Source organism: Anaerostipes hadrus ATCC 29173 = JCM 17467 (assembly GCF_030296915.1).
GTDB classification, from domain to species: Bacteria; Bacillota; Clostridia; order Lachnospirales; family Lachnospiraceae; genus Anaerostipes; species Anaerostipes hadrus.
The window spans coordinates 292,989-314,143 of sequence record NZ_AP028031.1 but is presented as its reverse complement, the minus strand read 5'-3'; the positions used below and the strand labels follow the sequence as shown (position 1 = coordinate 314,143).

At 38.9% G+C, this 21,155-nt stretch carries 20 protein-coding genes, 2 pseudogenes and 1 riboswitch; of the genes and pseudogenes, 3 read left to right on the top strand and 19 right to left on the bottom strand.

Annotation, left to right across the window (positions count from 1 at the left end; all coding sequences use genetic code 11):
- Positions 1-5 precede the first annotated feature (5 nt).
- The 8 genes and pseudogenes from QUE18_RS01475 to QUE18_RS01440 all read right to left on the bottom strand — a co-directional run bounded on the left by QUE18_RS01475 (position 6) and on the right by QUE18_RS01440 (position 10,585).
- On the bottom strand, positions 6-1,847 hold the full coding sequence (locus tag QUE18_RS01475) for an extracellular solute-binding protein (RefSeq protein ID WP_009204227.1): 1,842 nt from the start codon (positions 1,845-1,847) through the stop codon (positions 6-8).
- A complete protein-coding gene (locus tag QUE18_RS01470; protein ID WP_009204226.1) occupies positions 1,847-4,027 on the bottom strand; it encodes a hybrid sensor histidine kinase/response regulator in 2,181 nt (726 codons plus the stop codon). The genes QUE18_RS01475 and QUE18_RS01470 overlap by 1 nt, the downstream gene beginning before the upstream one ends.
- The gene (locus QUE18_RS01465) at positions 4,011-4,826 is read right to left on the bottom strand and encodes a substrate-binding periplasmic protein (RefSeq protein ID WP_009204225.1); all 816 of its coding nucleotides are present in this window, start codon (positions 4,824-4,826) and stop codon (positions 4,011-4,013) included. The genes QUE18_RS01470 and QUE18_RS01465 overlap by 17 nt, the downstream gene beginning before the upstream one ends.
- A 72-nt stretch (positions 4,827-4,898) precedes the next feature.
- Positions 4,899-4,974, bottom strand: a riboswitch (cyclic di-GMP riboswitch).
- 49 nt (positions 4,975-5,023) lie between these two features.
- The gene (locus QUE18_RS01460; protein WP_009204224.1) at positions 5,024-6,427 is read right to left on the bottom strand and encodes an alanine/glycine:cation symporter family protein; all 1,404 of its coding nucleotides are present in this window, start codon (positions 6,425-6,427) and stop codon (positions 5,024-5,026) included.
- Positions 6,428-6,732: 305 nt separating this feature from the next.
- On the bottom strand, positions 6,733-8,094 hold the full coding sequence (locus QUE18_RS01455) for an MATE family efflux transporter (protein ID WP_207641999.1): 1,362 nt from the start codon (positions 8,092-8,094) through the stop codon (positions 6,733-6,735).
- A gap of 179 nt (positions 8,095-8,273) precedes the next feature.
- Positions 8,274-9,449: an RNA-guided endonuclease InsQ/TnpB family protein gene (locus QUE18_RS01450; RefSeq protein ID WP_173775250.1), complete on the bottom strand. Its 1,176-nt coding sequence runs from the start codon at positions 9,447-9,449 to the stop codon at positions 8,274-8,276.
- A pseudogene (locus QUE18_RS01445) lies at positions 9,412-9,807 on the bottom strand (IS607 family transposase); the annotation flags it as partial. The pseudogene QUE18_RS01445 and the gene QUE18_RS01450, both read right to left, overlap by 38 nt.
- A 103-nt stretch (positions 9,808-9,910) precedes the next feature.
- Positions 9,911-10,585, bottom strand: a complete 675-nt coding sequence (locus tag QUE18_RS01440) for a Crp/Fnr family transcriptional regulator (RefSeq protein WP_009202749.1) — start codon at positions 10,583-10,585, stop codon at positions 9,911-9,913.
- Between the two features lie 137 nt (positions 10,586-10,722).
- Between QUE18_RS01440 and hcp the strand changes: the two genes are divergently transcribed.
- Entirely contained in the window at positions 10,723-12,330 is a 1,608-nt protein-coding gene (gene hcp, locus QUE18_RS01435) for a hydroxylamine reductase (protein WP_009202750.1), read from the top strand.
- Between the two features lie 182 nt (positions 12,331-12,512).
- Positions 12,513-13,028, top strand: a complete 516-nt coding sequence (locus QUE18_RS01430) for a helix-turn-helix domain-containing protein (protein ID WP_008393860.1) — start codon at positions 12,513-12,515, stop codon at positions 13,026-13,028.
- Positions 13,029-13,081: 53 nt separating this feature from the next.
- On the opposite strand, the gene QUE18_RS01425 is transcribed toward QUE18_RS01430, so the two are convergent.
- The 8 genes from QUE18_RS01425 to QUE18_RS01390 all read right to left on the bottom strand — a co-directional run bounded on the left by QUE18_RS01425 (position 13,082) and on the right by QUE18_RS01390 (position 17,191).
- Positions 13,082-13,498 carry a hypothetical protein gene (locus QUE18_RS01425; RefSeq protein ID WP_009202751.1) on the bottom strand — a complete coding sequence of 139 codons (417 nt, stop codon included), beginning with the start codon at positions 13,496-13,498 and terminating at the stop codon, positions 13,082-13,084.
- Positions 13,499-13,519: 21 nt separating this feature from the next.
- A complete protein-coding gene (locus tag QUE18_RS01420; protein WP_021906719.1) occupies positions 13,520-13,735 on the bottom strand; it encodes a hypothetical protein in 216 nt (71 codons plus the stop codon).
- A gap of 385 nt (positions 13,736-14,120) precedes the next feature.
- Positions 14,121-14,372, bottom strand: coding sequence for a DUF3991 domain-containing protein (locus QUE18_RS01415; protein ID WP_009202754.1), 252 nt, complete (start codon positions 14,370-14,372; stop codon positions 14,121-14,123).
- 37 nt (positions 14,373-14,409) lie between these two features.
- Positions 14,410-14,553 carry a hypothetical protein gene (locus QUE18_RS01410; RefSeq protein WP_244091185.1) on the bottom strand — a complete coding sequence of 48 codons (144 nt, stop codon included), beginning with the start codon at positions 14,551-14,553 and terminating at the stop codon, positions 14,410-14,412.
- A 141-nt stretch (positions 14,554-14,694) separates the two neighbouring features.
- A complete protein-coding gene (locus QUE18_RS01405; protein WP_009202755.1) occupies positions 14,695-15,603 on the bottom strand; it encodes a radical SAM mobile pair protein B in 909 nt (302 codons plus the stop codon).
- Positions 15,591-16,280 (bottom strand): radical SAM mobile pair protein A, encoded by a 690-nt coding sequence (locus tag QUE18_RS01400; RefSeq protein WP_009202756.1) that lies wholly within the window; start codon positions 16,278-16,280, stop codon positions 15,591-15,593. Before QUE18_RS01400 ends, QUE18_RS01405 begins: the two co-directional genes overlap by 13 nt.
- On the bottom strand, positions 16,277-16,714 hold the full coding sequence (locus tag QUE18_RS01395) for a radical SAM mobile pair system MarR family transcriptional regulator (protein ID WP_009202757.1): 438 nt from the start codon (positions 16,712-16,714) through the stop codon (positions 16,277-16,279). Before QUE18_RS01395 ends, QUE18_RS01400 begins: the two co-directional genes overlap by 4 nt.
- 144 nt (positions 16,715-16,858) lie before the next feature.
- Positions 16,859-17,191, bottom strand: coding sequence for a winged helix-turn-helix transcriptional regulator (locus tag QUE18_RS01390; protein ID WP_009202758.1), 333 nt, complete (start codon positions 17,189-17,191; stop codon positions 16,859-16,861).
- A 140-nt stretch (positions 17,192-17,331) separates the two neighbouring features.
- On the opposite strand from QUE18_RS01390, the gene QUE18_RS01385 reads away from it, so the two are divergent.
- Positions 17,332-17,685, top strand: coding sequence for a cupin domain-containing protein (locus tag QUE18_RS01385; protein WP_040343662.1), 354 nt, complete (start codon positions 17,332-17,334; stop codon positions 17,683-17,685).
- A gap of 95 nt (positions 17,686-17,780) precedes the next feature.
- Here QUE18_RS01385 and QUE18_RS01380 read toward each other — a convergent pair.
- From QUE18_RS01380 to lysS, 3 genes and pseudogenes are all read right to left on the bottom strand, one after another.
- Positions 17,781-17,900 (bottom strand): annotated as a pseudogene (locus QUE18_RS01380) (DUF3784 domain-containing protein); the annotation flags it as partial.
- A 75-nt stretch (positions 17,901-17,975) separates the two neighbouring features.
- The gene (locus QUE18_RS01375; protein WP_009202761.1) at positions 17,976-19,118 is read right to left on the bottom strand and encodes a GGDEF domain-containing protein; all 1,143 of its coding nucleotides are present in this window, start codon (positions 19,116-19,118) and stop codon (positions 17,976-17,978) included.
- 118 nt (positions 19,119-19,236) lie between these two features.
- Positions 19,237-21,153, bottom strand: a complete 1,917-nt coding sequence (gene lysS / locus QUE18_RS01370) for a lysine--tRNA ligase (RefSeq protein WP_009202762.1) — start codon at positions 21,151-21,153, stop codon at positions 19,237-19,239.
- Positions 21,154-21,155 lie beyond the last annotated feature (2 nt).

Here is a 21,155-nt window from a genome sequence, read left to right as displayed (position 1 = left end):
TCTTCTCACCTCAAAGTCATATAGTCTTCAGGCTTCGCGAGAACGGCATCACCCTTCAAAACACATTTTGTCCAGGTATCTTTCACCTCTCCATCAAATACAATGTTTTTACCCGCTGGATACGATTCCATATGTTGTGGTGTCGCAAGACAGGTTACAGTAAAGGTATCCTCGTCCTGAACTGGTTTTCCATTCTTTGTAACTTTACTTAATGTATAACCATCATCCGTTTCCTTGATCTCTACAGAAATACCACTGACCACAGGCAGAGAGCCACGGTTAAATGGATTGAAACCTCCCTGATAACCTTCTACAAAATTTCTGACCGTCTTTTTCAGCTCAGCCCCACTCATCTTCTGTTTGTAAGCTGAAAGATCATTTGGCATGATCATATTGCCAGCCATTTTTTCCGTATATCCTGCCTTCCGCACACTTCCTGTAAAGCTGTTTCCTGTTGCGATCAGCACATCCGTACCATAGACGCCACGCAAAGTATTTGCCATAACAGAATACGCTTCATTCCCCCCGCTGGTATGAAAATGATTGGAATAAGCTTTCTTTGAATCGAGCACGATCTTCTCAGAATCAGATTTCTTCTTCAGAAGCTTTGTATTAAATGACTGGTAAGCCTGTTTGGCATCGTATTTTCCTGAAATCATCTTAGAGACTACATCTTGGGATACGTTGAAAAAGTCATTGGATGCGATTCGAATATACATATGATTTTCTTCGATCACAGGTCTGACATCTTTGAGATATTCTGTGAGATGTGTATCTACATCCTGACTATAGCTTAATATATCCTGACCATCATAAACGATCCGATTCTGTGCATCCTCTGACAGCATTACATTCAACACTTTCATTGCTTTCTGCCGGCGTGTTTCATCCTTTGTCAGGTTACGGTTCAGCGCCACCTGAAAATATGGTGTCGTCATCAGCCATTTTTCGCCGTTTTGTTGAAAGAATGGAAGAAATGTTGTATCAATGCCCTGATCCTGAAATATTTTTACACCAGAAGAACTGCCAAAGTACATAGCAAGCTTACCACTTTTATACATCTCCATCACATTATCATAATCCATATTCAGATCATCTTTGTTCAACCCTGTATCCTGAATGAATTGCTCCATACGTTCAAAAGCCTCCGGCCAGACTTTACTGTCCAAACCCTCTCTCTTTGTATTATCAGGGTCACTATAGACAGTACGCCATTTACGTCCAGCCGCTGTAGACAGCTCTGATGCAGATAGTCCCTGCAGTGTTTCCATGCAAGTATAATCATAAAAATAATCTGCCGTAAATCCACGGATCCCCACTTTTTTGAATGCCTGACAGGCAGAAACAAAACTTTTGTAATCTGTTGGCAGAGGAATATGATACTTTTTAAAAAGGTCTTTGTTAACTACAAACCCATGTGCATCCGCACACACTGGAAGCCAGTTTACACTGCCATCCTGATTCATAAAATTGTTGAGATATGTATTATAGACAGCACCTGCTTCATTGGTTGTGGAAAGATCCATCAGGCTGTCTTTCAGAGGATTTGCATCATGTAGTGAAAAACGACAGCAAGTTATGATATCCGGCAATCCGCCATTTTCCTTAAGAAACCGATAGAAATCCAGATCATTGTTGCCCACTACAAATTCAATATTAATATCTGGAAGCTGTTTCTGAATGTATGGGGCATATTTTTCATATAGATTTGTGCTCCATAAATATACAGTGATCGTATCTTTCTCTTCATTTTTCGCGCTCTTCCTATCACATCCTGACATAAGTGATATGACTGTCACCATCACCAAAAGTATAGAAAGAACTCTATTCCATTTTCTCTTTTTCATTATGAATCCTCCTCTTTATTTTCCACGAATTCACTGATCACTTTTACTAATAATTTTGCATCTATAGGTTTCGCGATATGTTCATTCATTCCCGATTCTTTTGACTTTAATCTATCCTCGGTGAACGCATTTGCCGTCATTGCTATGATCGGAACCGTTTTTGCATCATCTCTGTCCAGTGCACGGATCATCTTTGCTGCTTCATAACCATTCTTGATCGGCATCATGATATCCATCAGAATGACATCAAATTCATCTGGTCTGCTTTTTTTGAATACCTCAACAGCTTCTTGGCCATTCCATGCTTTCGTCACAGATGCACCTTCATTCTGAATCACAAATTCTGCAATTTCCATATTCAGCTCATTATCTTCCACCAGAAGGATCTTCAGATCTTTTATAGATTTTTCTGATATAGCTTCCTGTTCTTCACGTTGATCAGCATCCTGATCTATTTTAAATGGAATCCTGATCACAAAGGTCGTTCCTTTTTCTTTCTCACTTTCAAACGTGATCGTTCCTCCCATTTTTTCGATCAGTTTTTTCGTGATCGGCATTCCAAGCCCTGTTCCGGAAAATTTTGTACGGCTTCCAGTATGCTCCTGTGCAAACGGTTCAAAAAGGCGTTTCTGGAAATCCTTTGTCATACCAATTCCTGTATCTCGGCAGATAAATTCAATCGTCACTCTTCCCTCCTGCTCCGATGTAAATTCCTGGCAGCTGATGTAGATATATCCGTTTTCTTTATTATATTTTACCGCATTTGACAAAATATTCATCATGATCCTTTTTACATATCCTGGACTTCCGAGCAGATTCCAGTGTGTGATTTCTTCTTTCTCCCACACGATTCGAATATTTTGTTCTGCAGCTATCTGTTCGATCACAACAAAGATTTCCTTGGAAATATTGCTTAGATTAAATGGAATTTCTTCCAGAACTACTTCGTCCGATTCCAGCTTACTCATATCCAAAACTTCATTGATCAATTCCAGTAACAGATGAGATGTTTCTTTGATCTTTGTCCTGCATTCTGTCTGTTTTTCCATATCATCTGCATAATACTCCGCCACATCGATCATACCGCATATTCCATTGATCGGTGTCCGGATATCATGGCTCATCCTCTGGAGAAACTCAGTTTTCGCCTCGTTCGCTGCCTCTGCTTTTTTTGCCGATTTCAGAAGTTCTGCTTTATATTTCTCATCTTTTTCCTGTTCCTGTTTCTGATGTGCCAGATTGGTTGTATATATCCAGAACCATAAAAAACTAAGAATGATAAGATAAAGGAATACAACACCTGTTACACTGAGTGGCAGATTACTGAATACCTCTTTATCTGGTAAATACATGTAGATATAATAATCCCTTTGTTTCAGCATGATACCATAGCATCCAGTTCCTTTATTCTTCAGATGAAAGATATGCCGACTATCTGTATGCTTCTTCATTTTCTGAATAATCTCATTGTCTGCGACATCCTGTGCCAATAATTTCTCATCGTTACTGGCAATAATCTTCCCTTTGTCTGCAACGATGATCGTCCCGTCTTTCTCAGTATTGTACCCCTTTAAAAGACTCTGGATCGTTAAAGTATAATTTCTGATAAATCTCGGAGATGTGTAATAGTAAACTGCAACGATCCCTGGGGCATCTTTTCTGGCGCAGGCTGCGATATCGATACGTGATCCATCTCCTCTGACAATCCGTTCTGAATAAGATCTTTCTTTATATCCTGTGTAATCCATGATGATATCTTTTTGCAGATAATCAATCATCTCATCCATCAAACCTTCATCCATACTGTATTCACAGACTTTCTTTCCTTCTTCATCCAATACAAGAATACCATCCACCCAGAGTGACTGCAGATTCTCTTTCAGAAACTTTCGGTCTAACTGCTTTCTATTCTTTACTTCCATATCAATATTTGTACTCATCTGTCTGGCATTTTCGATCGCACGAAGGAGACTTTTTGATTCTGAAGATTCATTATAATGAGTATAGGTTGAGCACTGTACTTTGACATAGTTTACAATCTCCACCATTCTTTTCTCAGCTTCGTTTTTTTCCGTATGAAAAAAACAAAAAATTGCAGTGACAAACATACAGATGCCAAGCAAACCAACAACTATCCAGAATCGTTTTGCTTTTTCTCTTCCATTAATATCCAAGATCATCCACCTCCAAATATTTCTCTGGATCATCCATATATTTTTTTATGATCTTCAGGGAGGTACCATCCTTGTGCATTTCTTCCAGCTTCTGTTTCATCTGCTCGCAGATTCCTCTGTCATCATTCTTTGCAAAAGCAGCTCCTATCCCGACGACCATCAATGGTTCCTTCAGAATGCGGAAGCTTGTATCATAATCTTTCATATACTGAATGATGGATTCCTCATGCACAGCCACAGCATCCACATACCCTTTTCCCAGAAATGTATAGATCAATTCCCTGTGTCCAAGACTGATCAGATTGCCAAGTTTTGGAATTCTCTTATCTGTCCGCTTCAGAAAGATACCTTCCGGTTTGGTTGTAGACTGGACTGCAAGATTCTTTCCTTTCAGATCACTCAATTTATGAATGTCACTGTTCTCATTTACAGCAACCACCTGACGGCTTGCTATATATGGTCCGGCCCAACGATAATCGTTAAGTCGCCCTTCCATTGAAAAACATCCCATGATACAATCAATTTTCCCACTTTCTACCAGCTCTTTTTTCTTTTCCCAATTGATCTGAACGATCTCCGTCTTATACCCCATCCTTCTGAATGCTTCCGTTGCCAGTTCAACATCTATACCTGTCGGGATACCATCCTCATTCAGGAAATTATAAGGCGGATAATTGTCACTTCCAATTTTTATAACAGGTTTTTTTGTTGTGTCAGACACTTTATCTGCCTTATCACATCCTGCCAAAGTTGCCATTAACATAGAAAATATCAATACAACAGTAAAAATTTTTCTTTTTTTCATCTTATAACCTCATTTTTATATCTCATCCTTATGAAATAAAACAGCACTGCCACACAGACAGTGCCTATCATTTTCTACAACCGGCTGCCATTTTACAGGCCCTTTAGCTTTGCGTCACAGACTTTCGTCTGTTTTGCTTAGAATCTTTCTTTAATTATACCATGATAATGTCAGTATCAAAAGTAAAAAATATAAATCTAGCTCCAATAATCCGTCTCGTATTCCATTCCAATATTCCGAGTCTTAAACACTGGATCCTCTCCATTTTTCTTCTGCTTTTCATAATCCTCCAATGCTTTCAGTGCTGTATTTGACAAAATCAAGATCACTGGAATATTGATCAGTGCCATAACTCCCATCAAAACATCTGAAATATTCCAAAGCATAGAAACTTCCATTCCTGCACCAATGAACACAACCAGTGCAGATACTATACGAAATCCTTTCATGAATGTCTTTGATGGCTGTCCTTTGTGGATATAATTTAACAAGTTATCACAATAAAAACAATTCCCAAGAAGTGTTGTAAATGCAAACAATACCATCGCTACTGTGATAAAGAGTGGTCCGAAGTTTCCTAAGGATTCATGCAGTGCTGCCTGTACCCATGGTGCCCCCTGTAATTCTTGCGCAGGGGCGATTCCTGATGACAAACACATCATGGCTGTTGCTGTGCATAAAAGCAGGGTATCAATGAATACGGATAACATCTGTACTAAACCCTGTTTGATTGGATGACTTACTTGTGCGGATGCAGAAGCATTTGGTGCTGATCCAATACCTGCTTCATTGGAGTACAGACCTCTTCTGATTCCCTGCATCATAGCTGATCCTGCAAATGCACCAAAAATTGCTTTGAAATCAAATGCTTCGCTGATGATCTTTGAAAATACAACTGGCAGATATGCACGGTTGATGATCATAACGATCACAGAGATCAGAATATATGCAACCCCCATAGCTGGCACTAATGTAGATGTTACTTTTACAATTCTTGATCCCCCGCCTAAGAGACACCATCCTGTGATCACTGCAAGAATTCCTCCGATGATCCATGGCGTCCATTTTACATCATAAAATGAGAATCCTGAAAATGTAGATTGTAAATTATAAGATGCGAGCATATTAAATCCAAATGCATACGTTGCGATCATGGAAATACAGAATATGATCGCTAATGGTCTGCAGTGAAGTGCTGCTTCAATGTAATATGCCGGTCCTCCGTAACATTCTCCATCTTTTCCTTTTCTCTTATAAATCTGTGCCAGCGTACTTTCGATCAGTGCGGATGCACTTCCGATGATCGCAATGATCCACATCCAGAATACAGAGCCAAATCCTCCAATGCAGATAGCTGACGATACTCCAATGATATTTCCTGTTCCAACTCGTGATGCGGTAGATACCATTAATGCCTGAAACGATGATACTCCATTTTCATCTTCTGGCTTTTCTACAACGGCTTTGCAGGCATCTTTAAATAATCTCATCTGTGGCAGTTTTGTACGGATCGTAAAATAGATTCCCGCTCCGATCAACAGTATTACTAGCAATTTACTGTACATAAAAGTACTGATGCTGTCAATGATGATTCCTAACATAAATTCTCTCCTTGTACGATATTCTCGTATAATAATCTGGATCAATAGTTACAATTTTTATTGCAGCTACTTTAATTCAACAGAAAAATAGACAGTCCCTGCCTGAGGGACTGCCCATTCATTTTAAAAGTATGCGATTTTACTGTCTGCGTCGTTTTTGTATCTTATGATATAATCGCGATTTTCAGAATTCTGATAAATGATGAATATCCCGTTTTCCTGCCGTCTGTCGGCAGAAAGGTCCGTTGAACCTTCTTCGTATGGCTTCAGAAGCTTTCGCTGCTGGTTTAAAAACCTATCTGTTATTATAATAACTCATTCGTATTGATTACGCAATTACAATTATCACTTGGCCATGATTTTCTGAGTGCCGCATAGGAGATCAGAAAGTTGGCAAACCAGCCAGCTGGTACAGCGAGCCAGACAAATGCAATACCAAAACGCGGTGCAAAAATCAAAGCAACTGACAAGCGGATCGCAAGATTTACCATGTTAGCAACAAGAAATGGTCGCATGATCCCAAGACCGCGAAGGACTCCATCTGTTGCCATCTTGATTCCCATGAAGGTGAAGAAATAACCGAGCCATCTCATATAATTTCCAGACACCTGATATGCTAAAGCAGTTCCATCTTTCCCTAGGAACAGTGAAGAAATCTGGGTATGCAAGGATTCGATGATCATGAAAGCAAGGATTGCGAAACATATATCTAACACCAATGCAGCATGGTATCCCTTTTTGATACGTTCGATCTTCTTTGCACCAAGATTCTGAGAAACATACGGCGAAACTGCATTACCAATGGATACAAATATCAATGAAAAAACATTTTCTACTCTCATCGTTGCTGAATATCCTGCAAGTGCCTGTGTACCGAATGGATTCACAACTGCCTGTACGATCATCATGCCAATTGACACTGTGGACTGCTGAAGAACTGACGGTACAGCAATTTGAAGCATAGAATGTAACTCCTGTCTGTCAAACCAGTCAAAGCGACTTTCATATCGACGCATCCGGCACAAGAAAATCAAAAGTGACAACACTGCGGAAATCCCCTGTGCAATGAGAGTTGCGAGGGCTGCACCGAACACACCGAGTCCAAGTCCAGCTACCATCCAAAGATCCATCAATATATTTAACATCGATGAGAATATTAAAAGAGCCAACGGTATTTTCGATTCACCGATTGAAGTAAACATCGTTGAAAGAATATTATACATAAACAAAAATGGAAATCCCACAAAATAAACTCTTAGATACAATACCGCTTCATTCAATATATCAGCAGGTGTTTGTAATACACTCATCATCAAATGAGAAAAGCAAAAACCAAAGACACCCAAAAATATACTTAAGACCAGAAAACTGATCAATGATGTTGACACGATCGTTTTCATTTTGCCATAATCTCTAGCTCCAAAATAGCGGCTCACAAGCACACCCGCACCTACACCCGCACCCAATGCTACACAAATGAAGACATTCGTAAGGGCGGCACAGGCACCAACAGCTGCAAGTGCAGAAGAACCCACAAACTGACCGACTATGATCGAATCAGCCATGTTATACACTTGCTGAAAGAAGCTGCCGAGGATCATGGGCATTGCAAAAACAGTCAGCGCTTTAAGGGGCGCATCTGTGATCAAATATTCATCTTTTGACATTATCATATTCCGTTACTGAAAACTTATAAAAAGTTATAAACCTTTATGTTTCATTCCTACTTCAACGAGTATGCTTTTGTAACGAATCAATTCATGTACTACTCACAAGTTCCTGTACTCTCCATAGGCGTTAATTCCTGACTAACGTATCAGTACATATCTGTAATCACTTGAATATATTATGCTACAGATCGTTTCAGAACATCCTCTCCATATTTTTTAAGATTCAAAGCTGCCTGAAGATCTCTGTCAATTATATTTCCACATTCACATTTGTAAATACGTTCTGATAACTTCAGATCTTTTTTGATCTTTCCACAACAACTGCATAATTTAGAACTTGGAAAAAATCGATCTGCAATGATCACCTGAATATTGTTCCACTTAGATTTATATTCCATCTGCCGCCTAAATTCATAAAATCCCTGTTGTTGAACTGCTTTGGATAAATGTCTGTTTTTCATCATTCCCTTTACATTTAGATCTTCGATACAGATAAAACTTGGTTCTCGTTTTACGATCTCTGATGTTATATGATGTAAATGATCATGACGGATATTTGTCAGTCTGTGATTTAATGTTAATAAAAGTTTTTCCTTTTTGATCACATTCTTCGTTTTACAGTATTCCTTTCCTTGTTTATTGTTCTCGTATGAACGAGAGATGCTACGCTGTAATCTGCGTTTTTGTTTCTCTAGTTTCTTAACTTTTTTCGTTTTATTGATGTTCTTATATTTATTGCCATCAGAACATATCGCTAGATCTTTGATCCCTAAATCGATCCCTATCCCATCATTGGAGGGAACGGTAACAGAGTCTTCGTATTCAATGCCTACTGTGATCCACCAGTTGATCCCATCATATCTAATACGGGGATTACTATAGTTACAATCCGTAGGTATCCGATTCTTTTCCGCAAGTCTGATCCAGTTTATCTTCTGCTTATTCTTCTTTTTGGAAGCAGCAAAACCCTCAATTTTTACATGCGTATCTGAAAATTGGATCTTTACATTATCCTGATAAAAAGATGGTATAGAAAATTTTCGGCTTTTGAATTTCGGAAACTTGGAACATCCTTTGAAAAAGCTCTTATATGCATGACAAGCATCTTTGATTGCCTGTTTTGTTACATTATTTGAGACTTCATTTAACCAGGAATATTCCTCTGTTTTCTTTAATTGTGTAAATTCTTTTCTCAGATCACTATCCGATAGGAACTTACCACCATTTTTATAGTTTTCTTTTTCTCTTCCTAACGCCCAGTTATAAGCGAATCTGGCAGTATTGGCATATCGAAAAAGTTTTGTATTCTGTTTATTATTTGGGATCAGCATGACTCGAATTGTTTTTATCATCTTCTTCACCACCATCATCTATCAGTTCTTTTACAAGTTTTCTTGCTTTATTGGCACTTTTGCCTTGTAATTTACAACTAAATACAGTTATTATCTGAACTAAATCCTCAAGAAGTTCTTGTTGCTCTGTCTTTTCAGTATGATCAATGATTTCAATATCACAATCATATAGACTTGCAATATATTCAACTAATTCAAATCCAAATCGTAACAATCTGTCTTTATAAAAAACAACCACCTTGTCCACTTTATTTTGAGATATTCGTTTCATAAGTTCTTTTAATCCTTTTTTCTTATAGTTTATACCAGAACCTATATCACTAATTATTTCAAATGGTTTGCCCTGTGCAGTATAATATTTATAATTTATTCTACCAATAAAAATTATAAAATCCAACACATATTTATAATTTTTTATAAGACTATTTTAACAGTTAAACACCTCCGTGGATTTCTATTTATTATCTGAAAGCACTAACGATCAACTCAAAATGCTTTCGATTTGTTTTTATATAACCATCTTTTTGTAATTTTGATATCTCCGTAGACATTGCTGCACGATCAATACAAAGATAATCTGCCAATTGCTGTCGGTCAAAAGGAATGTCAAAAGACAACGATGAATGCCTGATGGATTCTGCTGACAAATAAGATAACAGTTTATCTCTGGTCGTTCGCTTACCGACATGTGTGATCTTGTCGTTCAGGATCAATATCTTATTTGCCAAGACACTGACCAGGTTACGGATCAACTTCTGATGATGTTCGCATGCCGTTGGACAGGAAACCAGAAGCCTCTGAACATTTAAAAAAATGATCTCACAATCCTCATCTGCTGCCACGCTGACATTCAAAACGGCTCCCGGACTTGCTGCATATGGCTCGCCAAAAAAATCACCGGTATGGCATTTTGACAGAATATTCCGATGTCCCCACAGGTCTTCCTGCATAACAAGAACACAGCCTGACACCACAAGTCCCATTACTTCGGTAGCGTCCCCAGCTCTGAAAATATACGAACCTCGTTCTCTGTAAATTGTCGTTGCATTTACGCAATGTAATATAGATAGTATCTCATTATCCGTAAGGCCTTTAAAAAAAGGACTGTTTCTTAAAATAGGCAAATATTTTTTCAAAATAATTCCTCCTGTTGGAAATCAAACATACATGTTGCAATTATTATACTATATTTTTTACAGAAACCCAAGTTGTATACTATTGACAGAGGATGGAAATGATAAAAAAGATCTTAGAATAAAAGGAGAATATAGTAATGGATAAGAAAATGTTTTGTTTTCAGTGTGAACAGACGATCGGATGCAGTGGATGTACAGGAAATTCTGGTGTCTGTGGAAAAACGGCAGATACAGCAAAATTACAGGATGAACTGACAGGTGCGTTGATTGGTCTGGCAAGAGCTGTTGACAGCACAACAGCTGTTTCTAAAAAAACTAGTCAAGTCATAATTGAAGGACTGTTTACTACAGTTACAAATGTCAATTTTGATAATGCTTCAATTGAAAGCATGATACAAAAAGTCAGAGCAGAGAAAGAAAGGCTGGCTCCTGATTGCAGCAAATGTCAGTCTCCGTGTGGTAAAACAGACGAATACGATATGCAGCAACTATGGAATGCAGACGAAGATATTCGATCCCTGAAGTCCCTTATTCTCTTTGGCATTCGCGGAATGGCTGCATATGCCTATCATGCAAATATTCTGAATTATGAAGATGATGAAGTGAATCTGTTCTTCTGCGAAGCACTATTTAAGATTGGTTATGAAGAGAGCACCGAAGCACTGCTTTCTACAGTTCTCAAAGTAGGAGAGATCAATTTGAAGTGCATGGCACTTCTTGACAAGGCAAATACAGAAACCTATGGAACACCAGAACCGACGGAAGTTACACTTACCGTAGAAAAAGGACCATTTATCGTAGTAACTGGTCATGATCTAAAGGATCTGCAGCTTTTACTTGAACAGACAAGCGGAAAAGGGATCAATATCTATACTCATGGTGAAATGCTCCCAGCCCATGCCTATCCATTCTTAAAGGAATTTCCTCATCTAAAAGGAAATTTCGGAACCGCATGGCAGAATCAACAGAAAGAATTTGATCATCTTCCCGCTCCGATCCTTTACACTACCAACTGCCTGATGCCTCCAAAAAACAGCTATGCTGACAGAGTGTTTACAACAGAAGTTGTTGCTTTCCCAGGCACTGTTCATATCGATGAGAAGAAAGATTTTACACCGGTTATTGAAAAAGCACTAGAACTGGGTGGTTACAAAGAAGATCAAATACGCACAGGTATCAACGGTGGTACGAAAGTGACAACTGGTTTTGGTCATGCAGCCATCCTGTCCCATGCAGATACTGTAATAAAAGCCGTAAAATCAGGCGATATCAGCCATTTCTTCCTGGTTGCCGGCTGTGATGGTGCTAAGCCAGGTCGAAATTATTATACAGAATTTGTAAAACAGACACCTTCTGACAGTGTGATCCTCACTCTTGCATGTGGGAAATTCCGTTTCAATGATCTCGATCTGGGAGAAATCGGTGGCCTGCCACGACTAATGGATATTGGCCAGTGCAACGATGCTTATGGTGCGATCCAGGTTGCTGTCTCACTTGCGGATGCATTTGGATGTTCTGTTAATGAGCTTCCGCTTTCCTTCGTTCTTTCCTGGTATGAACAGAAAGCCGTCTGCATCCTGTTAACACTTTTGCATCTGGGTATCAAAAACATCCGTCTTGGTCCTTCTCTTCCAGCGTTCTTATCACCTAACATTCTGAACTTTCTGGTAGAAAATTATGGTATTGGACCTATTACTACACCGGAAGAGGATATTAAGGCACTTCAATCAGGTTGTGTGCAGTGACATCCACGCTCACTACAGCATCTATTTCGTGGCTTGTCTCCTTTCCACAATCCTTCCTGTTATCTCTTGTTGTTTCTTGATGCTTCCAGTATAATAAGATCCATAGAGAAAACACACGCACAGCATGTGGACTTAACACCTGATAATCCTCATGTTTTGCGATATACAGGGAGGAAATTCTCATGGGTAAACAATCTACCAGAGAAAACAAAACAATTTACCAGCTTTGCCGGGAAGCCGCAGGGCTTACAAGGGCAGAAGCAAGTGATAAAATGAAGGCTGTCTCGGATTCTAAAATCGAAAAATTCGAATACGAAACACAGGAGCCTACACCTTATGATATCATTCAAATGGCTGATGCTTATAAGAGACCGGATCTCTGCAATTATTATTGCTCACACAAATGTGAGATAGGCCACCGCTATGTTCCAGAAGTAGAAGTAACTGACTTGTCAAATATCATCCTAGAAACCATTGCCGGTCTAAATGAAATCAACCCTCTTACCGGTCGGCTGATCCAAATCGCTCGTGACGGCAAGATCAGTGATGATGAGATGAGGGATTTTGCTTTTATCAGTAAAAAACTGGATGCAATTTCTTTAGCCATAGACTCTCTGAATCTTTGGGTAGATAAGACGGCCAGTGAACAGGGTCTCAATCTTGAACTTCTAAATGCTGAAAAAGAAAAATTAAAATAATCCATAAATCGCACGAACGGCAACGAATCACTTCTGATTCATTGCCGTTCTCTTTACATACGCTGTAATTGATTGACGATACTTTCCGTTCTTCGAATAGCTTCTTCTACCTGTCTTTTTGCAGTATTGATTCGATCCTGGACCATCCAGTCCACCACAAATCCATCGAAAAAATAATCTGCAAATGAAAGAAAATCTCCGGTATCGATGTGTAGATCACATGCCATATTTACATCATTTAATTCCCTGCTGAAATTACGGAGGTCATACTTTGCCTGATCCATATTCTGCTTTGCATGATCCATTTTAGAATGTTTCAGCATCGTACTGAAAAACCCTCCACCAAACATATCTACCAGACCCCAGTTTTTTGCACTGTTCAGATTCTCTTTTGCTGCACTAAGACTATTTAAGGCTCTGCGTCCGGCTTCAATTGCTTCTCTTTTTTCTTTTTCAATATCATATCCCATCAAAAACACCTCTCTGACTTTTTATGAATGTGACGTTACAAGTCCGATAATCCCACCAATGATCAATAGTGGAAAAGCTATATACATTAATCCGCCTACTACCATTCCAATCAATATCACTGGAAAGAAAATAACCATACAAAGTAATTTCATGATTCCCCAGGATGCTTTTAAGCCAAATATAAAAAATTTTCCAACAAACCAAATCATACAAATAGTAAATAATACTGTTAACATCTTTTTCTCCTTCTAACACTCATCCAGTTGTGAGTGATTCATTTTTCGTTGTTTATCTGATATAAAATCAGATGTATTTTTCACTCCAAGCTTGTTACTGAATTTCGGATTTTTTTCAATCTTTTCTATTATCCGAATTAATCGTATTCTCTGCACTGCATTCATCTGATCACCTCGCTAATATCCACCTTTTCTGTTGATATTGTCAGTATAGCAAAATAATCTTTTACAATACACATCCGTAGTAAAGAATTAAATCTTTATAATTCCCATTTTTTGTGGAATAACAATCGAGTAGGAAGCTAATCATTAATTGATTAGCCGACCTCTCACACCACCGTGCATACCGTTCGGTACACGGCGGTTCTTTAGTTTTCACATACTGTTAGATAATAGTCAGACATGGACGTGTATCCCAATCAATAGCTGCTTCAAATACAAACAACTGATTATCCGTTCCTCTGTAGCTGAATCCATAAGATTTATCAGAACCTGCTACATCTCCACGATATTTTATTTCACCAGTTCCCCGGCAGTGTGCATATCTTGGAATACCATCTGCATCTCTGCCGACAAATATAACATTATGATGCTTCTTTTCCTCGTAAATATCACCTCTGTCAATCCACTCTTCCACCAGTTTTTCTCAATTTCTCTTTTTTCTGTCAGATACTTTATGATTTTTTCATTATCCTCGTTTTTTCCCGGTAATCGAAAGTCTTGGGACGGGGCGGGGCAGGACTTCTGCCTGCCTTCGCCTTCTTCTCCGACCACTCCGAAACAAGCTCCGGATGTACTTCTGTTAAACTGTTATTCATAGCCAAACCTCAACCTCCTTGTGCTTAGAGTATATGAAGTTTTGGCTTTATCTTGTAGTTTGCGAATATCCGTATAAATAGAAAAAGCCCTTTGAGAAAAGGATTTCTCCTCTCTCAAAGGGCAAGTTGGCAAACAGGAAGTTAGCGATTTCTTTTTCCGGTATTCTCTGTCCCACGGATTTCCTCATGATAGAAATAATCTACGATCACCGGATGCCCCTGCGGGACTCTGCCATATGGCATTTCATTATCCACAAAGGCACAATCATACTTCTGAGCCATTTTCTCAGCTTTTACTTCAAGTTCTTCAAAGTAGCTGCGGTTATGCTTGTTATAGATCTCGTCGTAAAGTGGTACAAGATCAGGATATTTTCCGGCGATATAATCCATAATTGTCTTTTTGAAACCGCCTCGAAGATTGAGATTTTCGAGCCAGAACAGATCGCACTGATCCTTTACCCGCTCAAAGATTGCTTCAAAATCCGTGATACCGGGGAATACCGGGGATACGAAACAGACTGTACGGATACCTGCTTCATATACCTGCTTCATAGCAGCGATACGGCGCTCAATGCTCGAAGCAGAGTCCATATCGTTCTTGAAATTTTCATCTAGTGTGTTGATCGACCATGAAACGGTTACACGTCCAAGCTTCTTCAGCAAATCAATATCCCGTACCACAAGATCCGACTTTGTGCAGATCAGAATATCTGCGTCACTGCCGATCAGCTGCTCCAGAAGTTTTCTGGTATTCCCGAATTGCTCCTCCTGTGGATTGTAGCCATCTGTCACAGAACCGATGACCACCCGCTGTCCGGCATATTTCTTCGGATTTTTAATTTCCGGCCAATGCTTCACATCAAGGAAAGTGCCCCATTCCTCCTTGTGCCCGGTAAATCGCTTCATAAAAGAAGCATAGCAATACTTGCAGGCATGTGTACAGCCCACATAGGGATTGACCGAGTAACCGCCTACCGGCAGACTAGACTTAGTCATGATGTTCTTTGTTTCCACCTCACGAATGAGGATTCCATTTATTACTTCTTCCATGATTTCTGTACCTCTAACACTTTATTAAATTCTTCCGGCATTTCCTGAATCATATTTTCATCCCCTATGATAGGAACAAGGTCTTCCTTCATAAACACCGGAATGCCGAGCTTATGTGCCTGGTCCGTCAGAGACCATGCCCATTCCGGCTCCGTATGAATCTTCCTGCTCTGAGCTCCGGTCATGGTGCCGACAACGATCCAATTGATTCCGGAAAGGTCAACTGTGCCGGGATCGTCGAATAACGGCTCAAAGGTAACATGGTAATGTTTTGCTCTGACGTTTTTCCGAAGGGCATCGATACGCCACAGTTCTGCTTTCCTCGTCACCGTAACGCCAAACCATGCGTTTTCCAGATTGATATCAAAATCCAGCAAATCGGGTCGCTTGGTAAGGAACAGGAACTGATGCTGTGGATTTTCACGGATCTTTGCAAATACCTCGTCTCTCCATTCCGGCTTCCATCCGGAGAAATCGCTCATGCCGGTAAGAAGAAAGTTCTGCGGACGTTTCTTTTCCATCATCTTGAGCTTACCCGGAAAGAATTCAGGGTCAGCGAAATCATCAATCATATGCCAGCGTTTCACGTTGTTGCGGGCATAGCAATATGTACACCCCACTGTGCAGCCAATGACGATATTCATGTTCTGAATCTGATCTTTGATACAAATACTCATGACTTCTGCCACTCCTCAAGATTCTTTCTGATGCGGTCGAGGCATTCCTCAAACCGGGTAATTTCTTCCTCTGAAAAACCTTTGTAGTAAATACTGCCCATCTCATCAGATACAGAATCGTACTCGCCCTTTAAGGCATGTGCTTTCTCAGTCAAAAACAGGAGTGTTTTCCTTTTGTCCGTTTCAGACTGAACACGGCTTATCAGCCCATGATTTTCCATTCTTTCCAGCATCGTAGTAAGAGATGTTATCGCTAATCCGCATTTAGTCGAGAGTGACCTGATTGAGATACCATCCTCCTGCCACAGCACATAAAGAATACGCCCCTGGGCTCCATTAAACGCATCAATATTCTTTTCACTGAGAATCTTCTCGAAAATCCGGTCTCCAAGCTGTTTTATTTTGGTGACAAGAAATCCTCCATTCATTTCCATACAAAAGCTCCTATATAGTAGTTTATTAGAAATAATACTATATAGGAGCTTTATTGTCAACAGTTTATATGTCTTAATAGGTAAATTCCGTTTTTTTCAATTCTCCAAACTGGAATTGTTCGAGCTTTTCAAATACTAACGTCCTTAATTCTGTTCAATAATTGATTTATAGTAGTTACCAAAGTCAGCAAGTGAATTAACAATTGGAAGCATTTTTGTTCCAAGTTCCGTTAAGCCGTATTCAACTCTCGGTGGCTGTTCATGGTAATCGTTGCGATATGCCAATCCATCACTCATCATTTGTCTTAAACTATCTGTCAAAACCTTTTGTGAAATACCATCTATACTTCGTTGTAGCTCATTGAATCTCCATGGACGCTCTTTCAAGTTACGCAAAATCAGCAGTTTCCATTTTCCTCCAATGAGAGATACTGCTGTTGCAACCGGGCATTCCGGTAATTCTTCTTTTGCACGCATAATTCTCACCTCCGAGTCTATTGTAACACATTCATTTTTGAGTGCACAGTTACAAAAAGGTGCGTACTTGTTTTTGTATGTGTCTCACACTATACTAATACCAAGCAACCAGAAACTACAAATTAACTATGGAGGTTATTATGGCAAATTACACAAAAATAACTATTGGAAAGGAAAACCGAATTGAGCTGCATGAAAAGTTGTCTTTAACAGGTGCAGAAATCAGTTTAAACGAACTACCTGCAGGAGCAAATGTCCCATTTGTTCATTCTCATAAAGAAAATGAAGAAATCTATGGAATTCTTTCAGGTAACGGCAAGGCCATAATTGATGGAGAAGAAATCAGCCTTTCAACTGGAGACTGGATAAAAATCGCACCTGCTGCAAAGCGTCAGTTTTTTGCATCCGATATTTCCGGAATTACTTATATCTGCATTCAGGTAAAAGAAAATTCTCTGGAACATTTTACAGCAGAAGATGCCGTAATCGGCTAATTAAAAGTATTTATTTACAAAAATGCACAGTTCACGATAAGCTAAGAACTGTGCATTTCTTTTTTGTTCAATATTACGTTTTCTCAATTTTTCAAATATCCAGAAATGAACCAGCTTCCATGTCCAGAAAGTAAAATAATAGAAAGTACAGCAAATATCGCAAAGACAATCCACACTATCCAATCAGAGCCTGTTGCTAAATCTGCTAATTTCATTTACATACTCCTCCTTAAATTCCATTTTCTTAATTTTATAAACTTGAATTTTACAAGTAAAATGACCGAAATTATTTATTTGCTATTTCTACGATCATTATGCTCATAGTATTTCATTTTATCTTGATACATCTGTTCATCGATTCTATTCATAAAATCATCTATTGTTTCGTTACTTAGATTAGTTATTGCGTATCCCATAGATGCAGATAACTGATACAGTTTATCGTTCTTTTCATTCTCTGTCACAAAATTCTTTTTAGCAGATTTGATTATTTTTTGTATGAGCTGATCATCTGTTGTATTTAGCATTATAACAAATTCATCACCAGCATATCTTGTTACTACACCATATTCAGAGAACGATTTCAGAAGTAAATCAGCAACAATACACAATGCCAGATCTCCTTCTGCGTGTCCGTAGTTATCGTTAATCTGTTTAAATCCGTTCAGATCAATCATAATACCGGATACCCAGCAGTCCTTTTTATTACAGGCTCGCTTATGTAAAAATTCCAGATACTCGCGATTATATAATCCTGTAAGGCAATCTGTAAAAATAATCTCGTTTTTTAGTGCTGTCATTATTCCCGCGACCGATATTGCAATAGATGTCCAGGTGATTGCAATTTCAACGAAAAATGCCTGAATAACTACCCCTAATATAACAGGAATTAGAAATATATGTACTGGAAATAATTTTAAACTGCCATTTTTTTTTACACGCTTAACATACAAATACAAGCTGTCCAAAATGTAAAAAGCAGCAAAAATCAGAAAAATAATATATGTGAATCCTCTCTGATACCTACCATCACTTACCGAAAATACCAATGGATAAAAAATATTGATTACTAACAGTACAATAGAAATAAGTCCAATTGTTCGGTAAATATTTCTGCGTATATCAGAAAATGGGATATTCATATGTACCATTATGAATTTAGCCCACAAATATCCAATCATTACATTTCCTAAAAAGAGCCCTGATCCGCTCAAAAAGACCAAAACTTTGATAACTATATTAGAACTGCCAGCAAGATAATAAACGCAACAGTCAGAAATACTGGCAATCCCTATAGTTACCATCATTTGCTGTAGAAGTCGCATATCTCTGTCGTACTCCGCTTTTTGTCTGTTAGCGAGATACAACGTTCCAATTAGCAGTATACTAATAATATTTGCTGTAAGTACAGAAAATGAAAGATTCATATCCATAGCAAGTCTCCTTTAAAAATCCCGATTTGTATTTCTGTTTGTTTTAAAAATGGGCAACTCCGATTGGAATTGCCCACTCATTGCACTAATTATGCGTTTTTTTCTTGCTTACATCATCTTAATAGAGCTTTGCACCAGCCGGGATGTGGTTATCAACCATCAGAAGATGGAGCTTTTCTTCTCCCTCTTCCTCATGGATTGCACTGAGGAGCATTCCACAGGATTCAATTCCCATCATGGCTCTCGGTGGCAGGTTAGTGATCGCAATTAAGGTCTTTCCAACCAGCTCTTCCGGCTCGTAATAAGCGTGAATACCGCTTAAAATCGTACGATCTGTGCCTGTTCCATCATCCAGAGTGAACTGTAACAGCTTCTTGGATTTCTTAACAGCTTCACACGCTTTAACCTTTACAGCTCTGAAATCTGACTTGCTGAAAGTATCGAAATCAACAAATTCCTCAAATAAAGGCTCTACCTTTACCTTGGAGAAGTCGACAACTTCTTCCTTCTCAGGTGCTGCTGTGGAAGTGCTGTTTTCTGACTTCGCAGACTTCTTGTCAGCATCCAGGGACTTCATTGTCGGGAATAATAATACGTCTCTGATCGCTGTAGAATTTGTTAATAACATTACCATTCTGTCGATACCGAATCCGATACCACCTGTAGGTGGCATACCGATCTCTAATGCATTTAAGAAGTCTTCATCTGTTGTGTTGGCTTCTTCGTCACCCTGTGCAAGAAGTTCTTCCTGTGCTTTGAAACGTTCTCTCTGATCGATCGGATCATTTAACTCAGAGTATGCATTTGCCATCTCCCATCCATTCATAAAGAACTCAAAACGTTCTACATAATCTGGATCTTCTGGTTTTCTCTTTGTTAATGGAGAGATTTCTACTGGGTGATCCATAACGAATGTTGGCTGGATCAGTTTATCTTCTACGAATTCTTCGAAGAATAAGTTTAAGATATCTCCACGTTTGTGGCGTTCTTCGTATTCTACATGGTGTTCTTCAGCAGCTGCTCTTGCTTCTTCTAAAGTCTTGATCTCTTTAAAGTCTACTCCAGAGTATTTCTTAACTGCATCTACCATTGTGATTCTCTCAAAAGGTTTTCCAAGATCGATCTCGAAATCTTTATACTGAATCTTTGTTCCACCGCATACTTCTTCTGCAAGGTAACGATATAAGTTCTCTGTCAGATCCATCATTCCGTGATAGTCTGTGTATGCCTGATATAATTCCATTAATGTAAACTCTGGGTTATGACGTGTGTCAACACCTTCGTTACGGAATACACGTCCGATCTCGTAAACTTTCTCAAGTCCACCAACGATCAGTCTCTTTAAGTATAACTCTAGGGAAATACGTAATTTTACATCTTCACTTAATGCATTGTAATGTGTCTCAAATGGTCTTGCTGATGCTCCACCTGCATTGGATACTAACATCGGAGTTTCTACTTCCATGAATCCCTGTCCATCTAGATAAGAACGGATCTTACTGATGATTTTAGAACGTTTGATGAATACTTCTTTGGATTCTTCATTCATGATCAGGTCAACATATCTCTGACGATATCTTGTATCTGTATCTGTTAATCCGTGGAATTTCTCTGGAAGTGGTTTTAAACTCTTAGATAATAAAATCACTTCTTCTGCATGGATAGATTTCTCTCCTGTCTTTGTAGCAAAGACTTTACCTTTGATACCTACGATATCTCCGATATCCATCTTCTTGAAATCCTGATAAGATTCTACACCGATCTCATCTCTTGCTACATAGGCCTGAATTCCACCCTGAAGGTCCTGTACGTTACAGAAAGATGCTTTACCCATCACACGTTTGAACATTAAACGTCCTGCAACTGCTACTTCTTTTCCTTCTAATTCTTCAAAATTATCTTTGATTTCTTTTGAATGATGTGTTACATCATATTTCATGATCTCGAACGGATTCTTCCCAGCTGCCTGTAAGTCAGCCAGTTTCTGTCTTCTTACTTTGATCAGTTCGTTTGTATCTTTATTCTGCTGTGCCACTT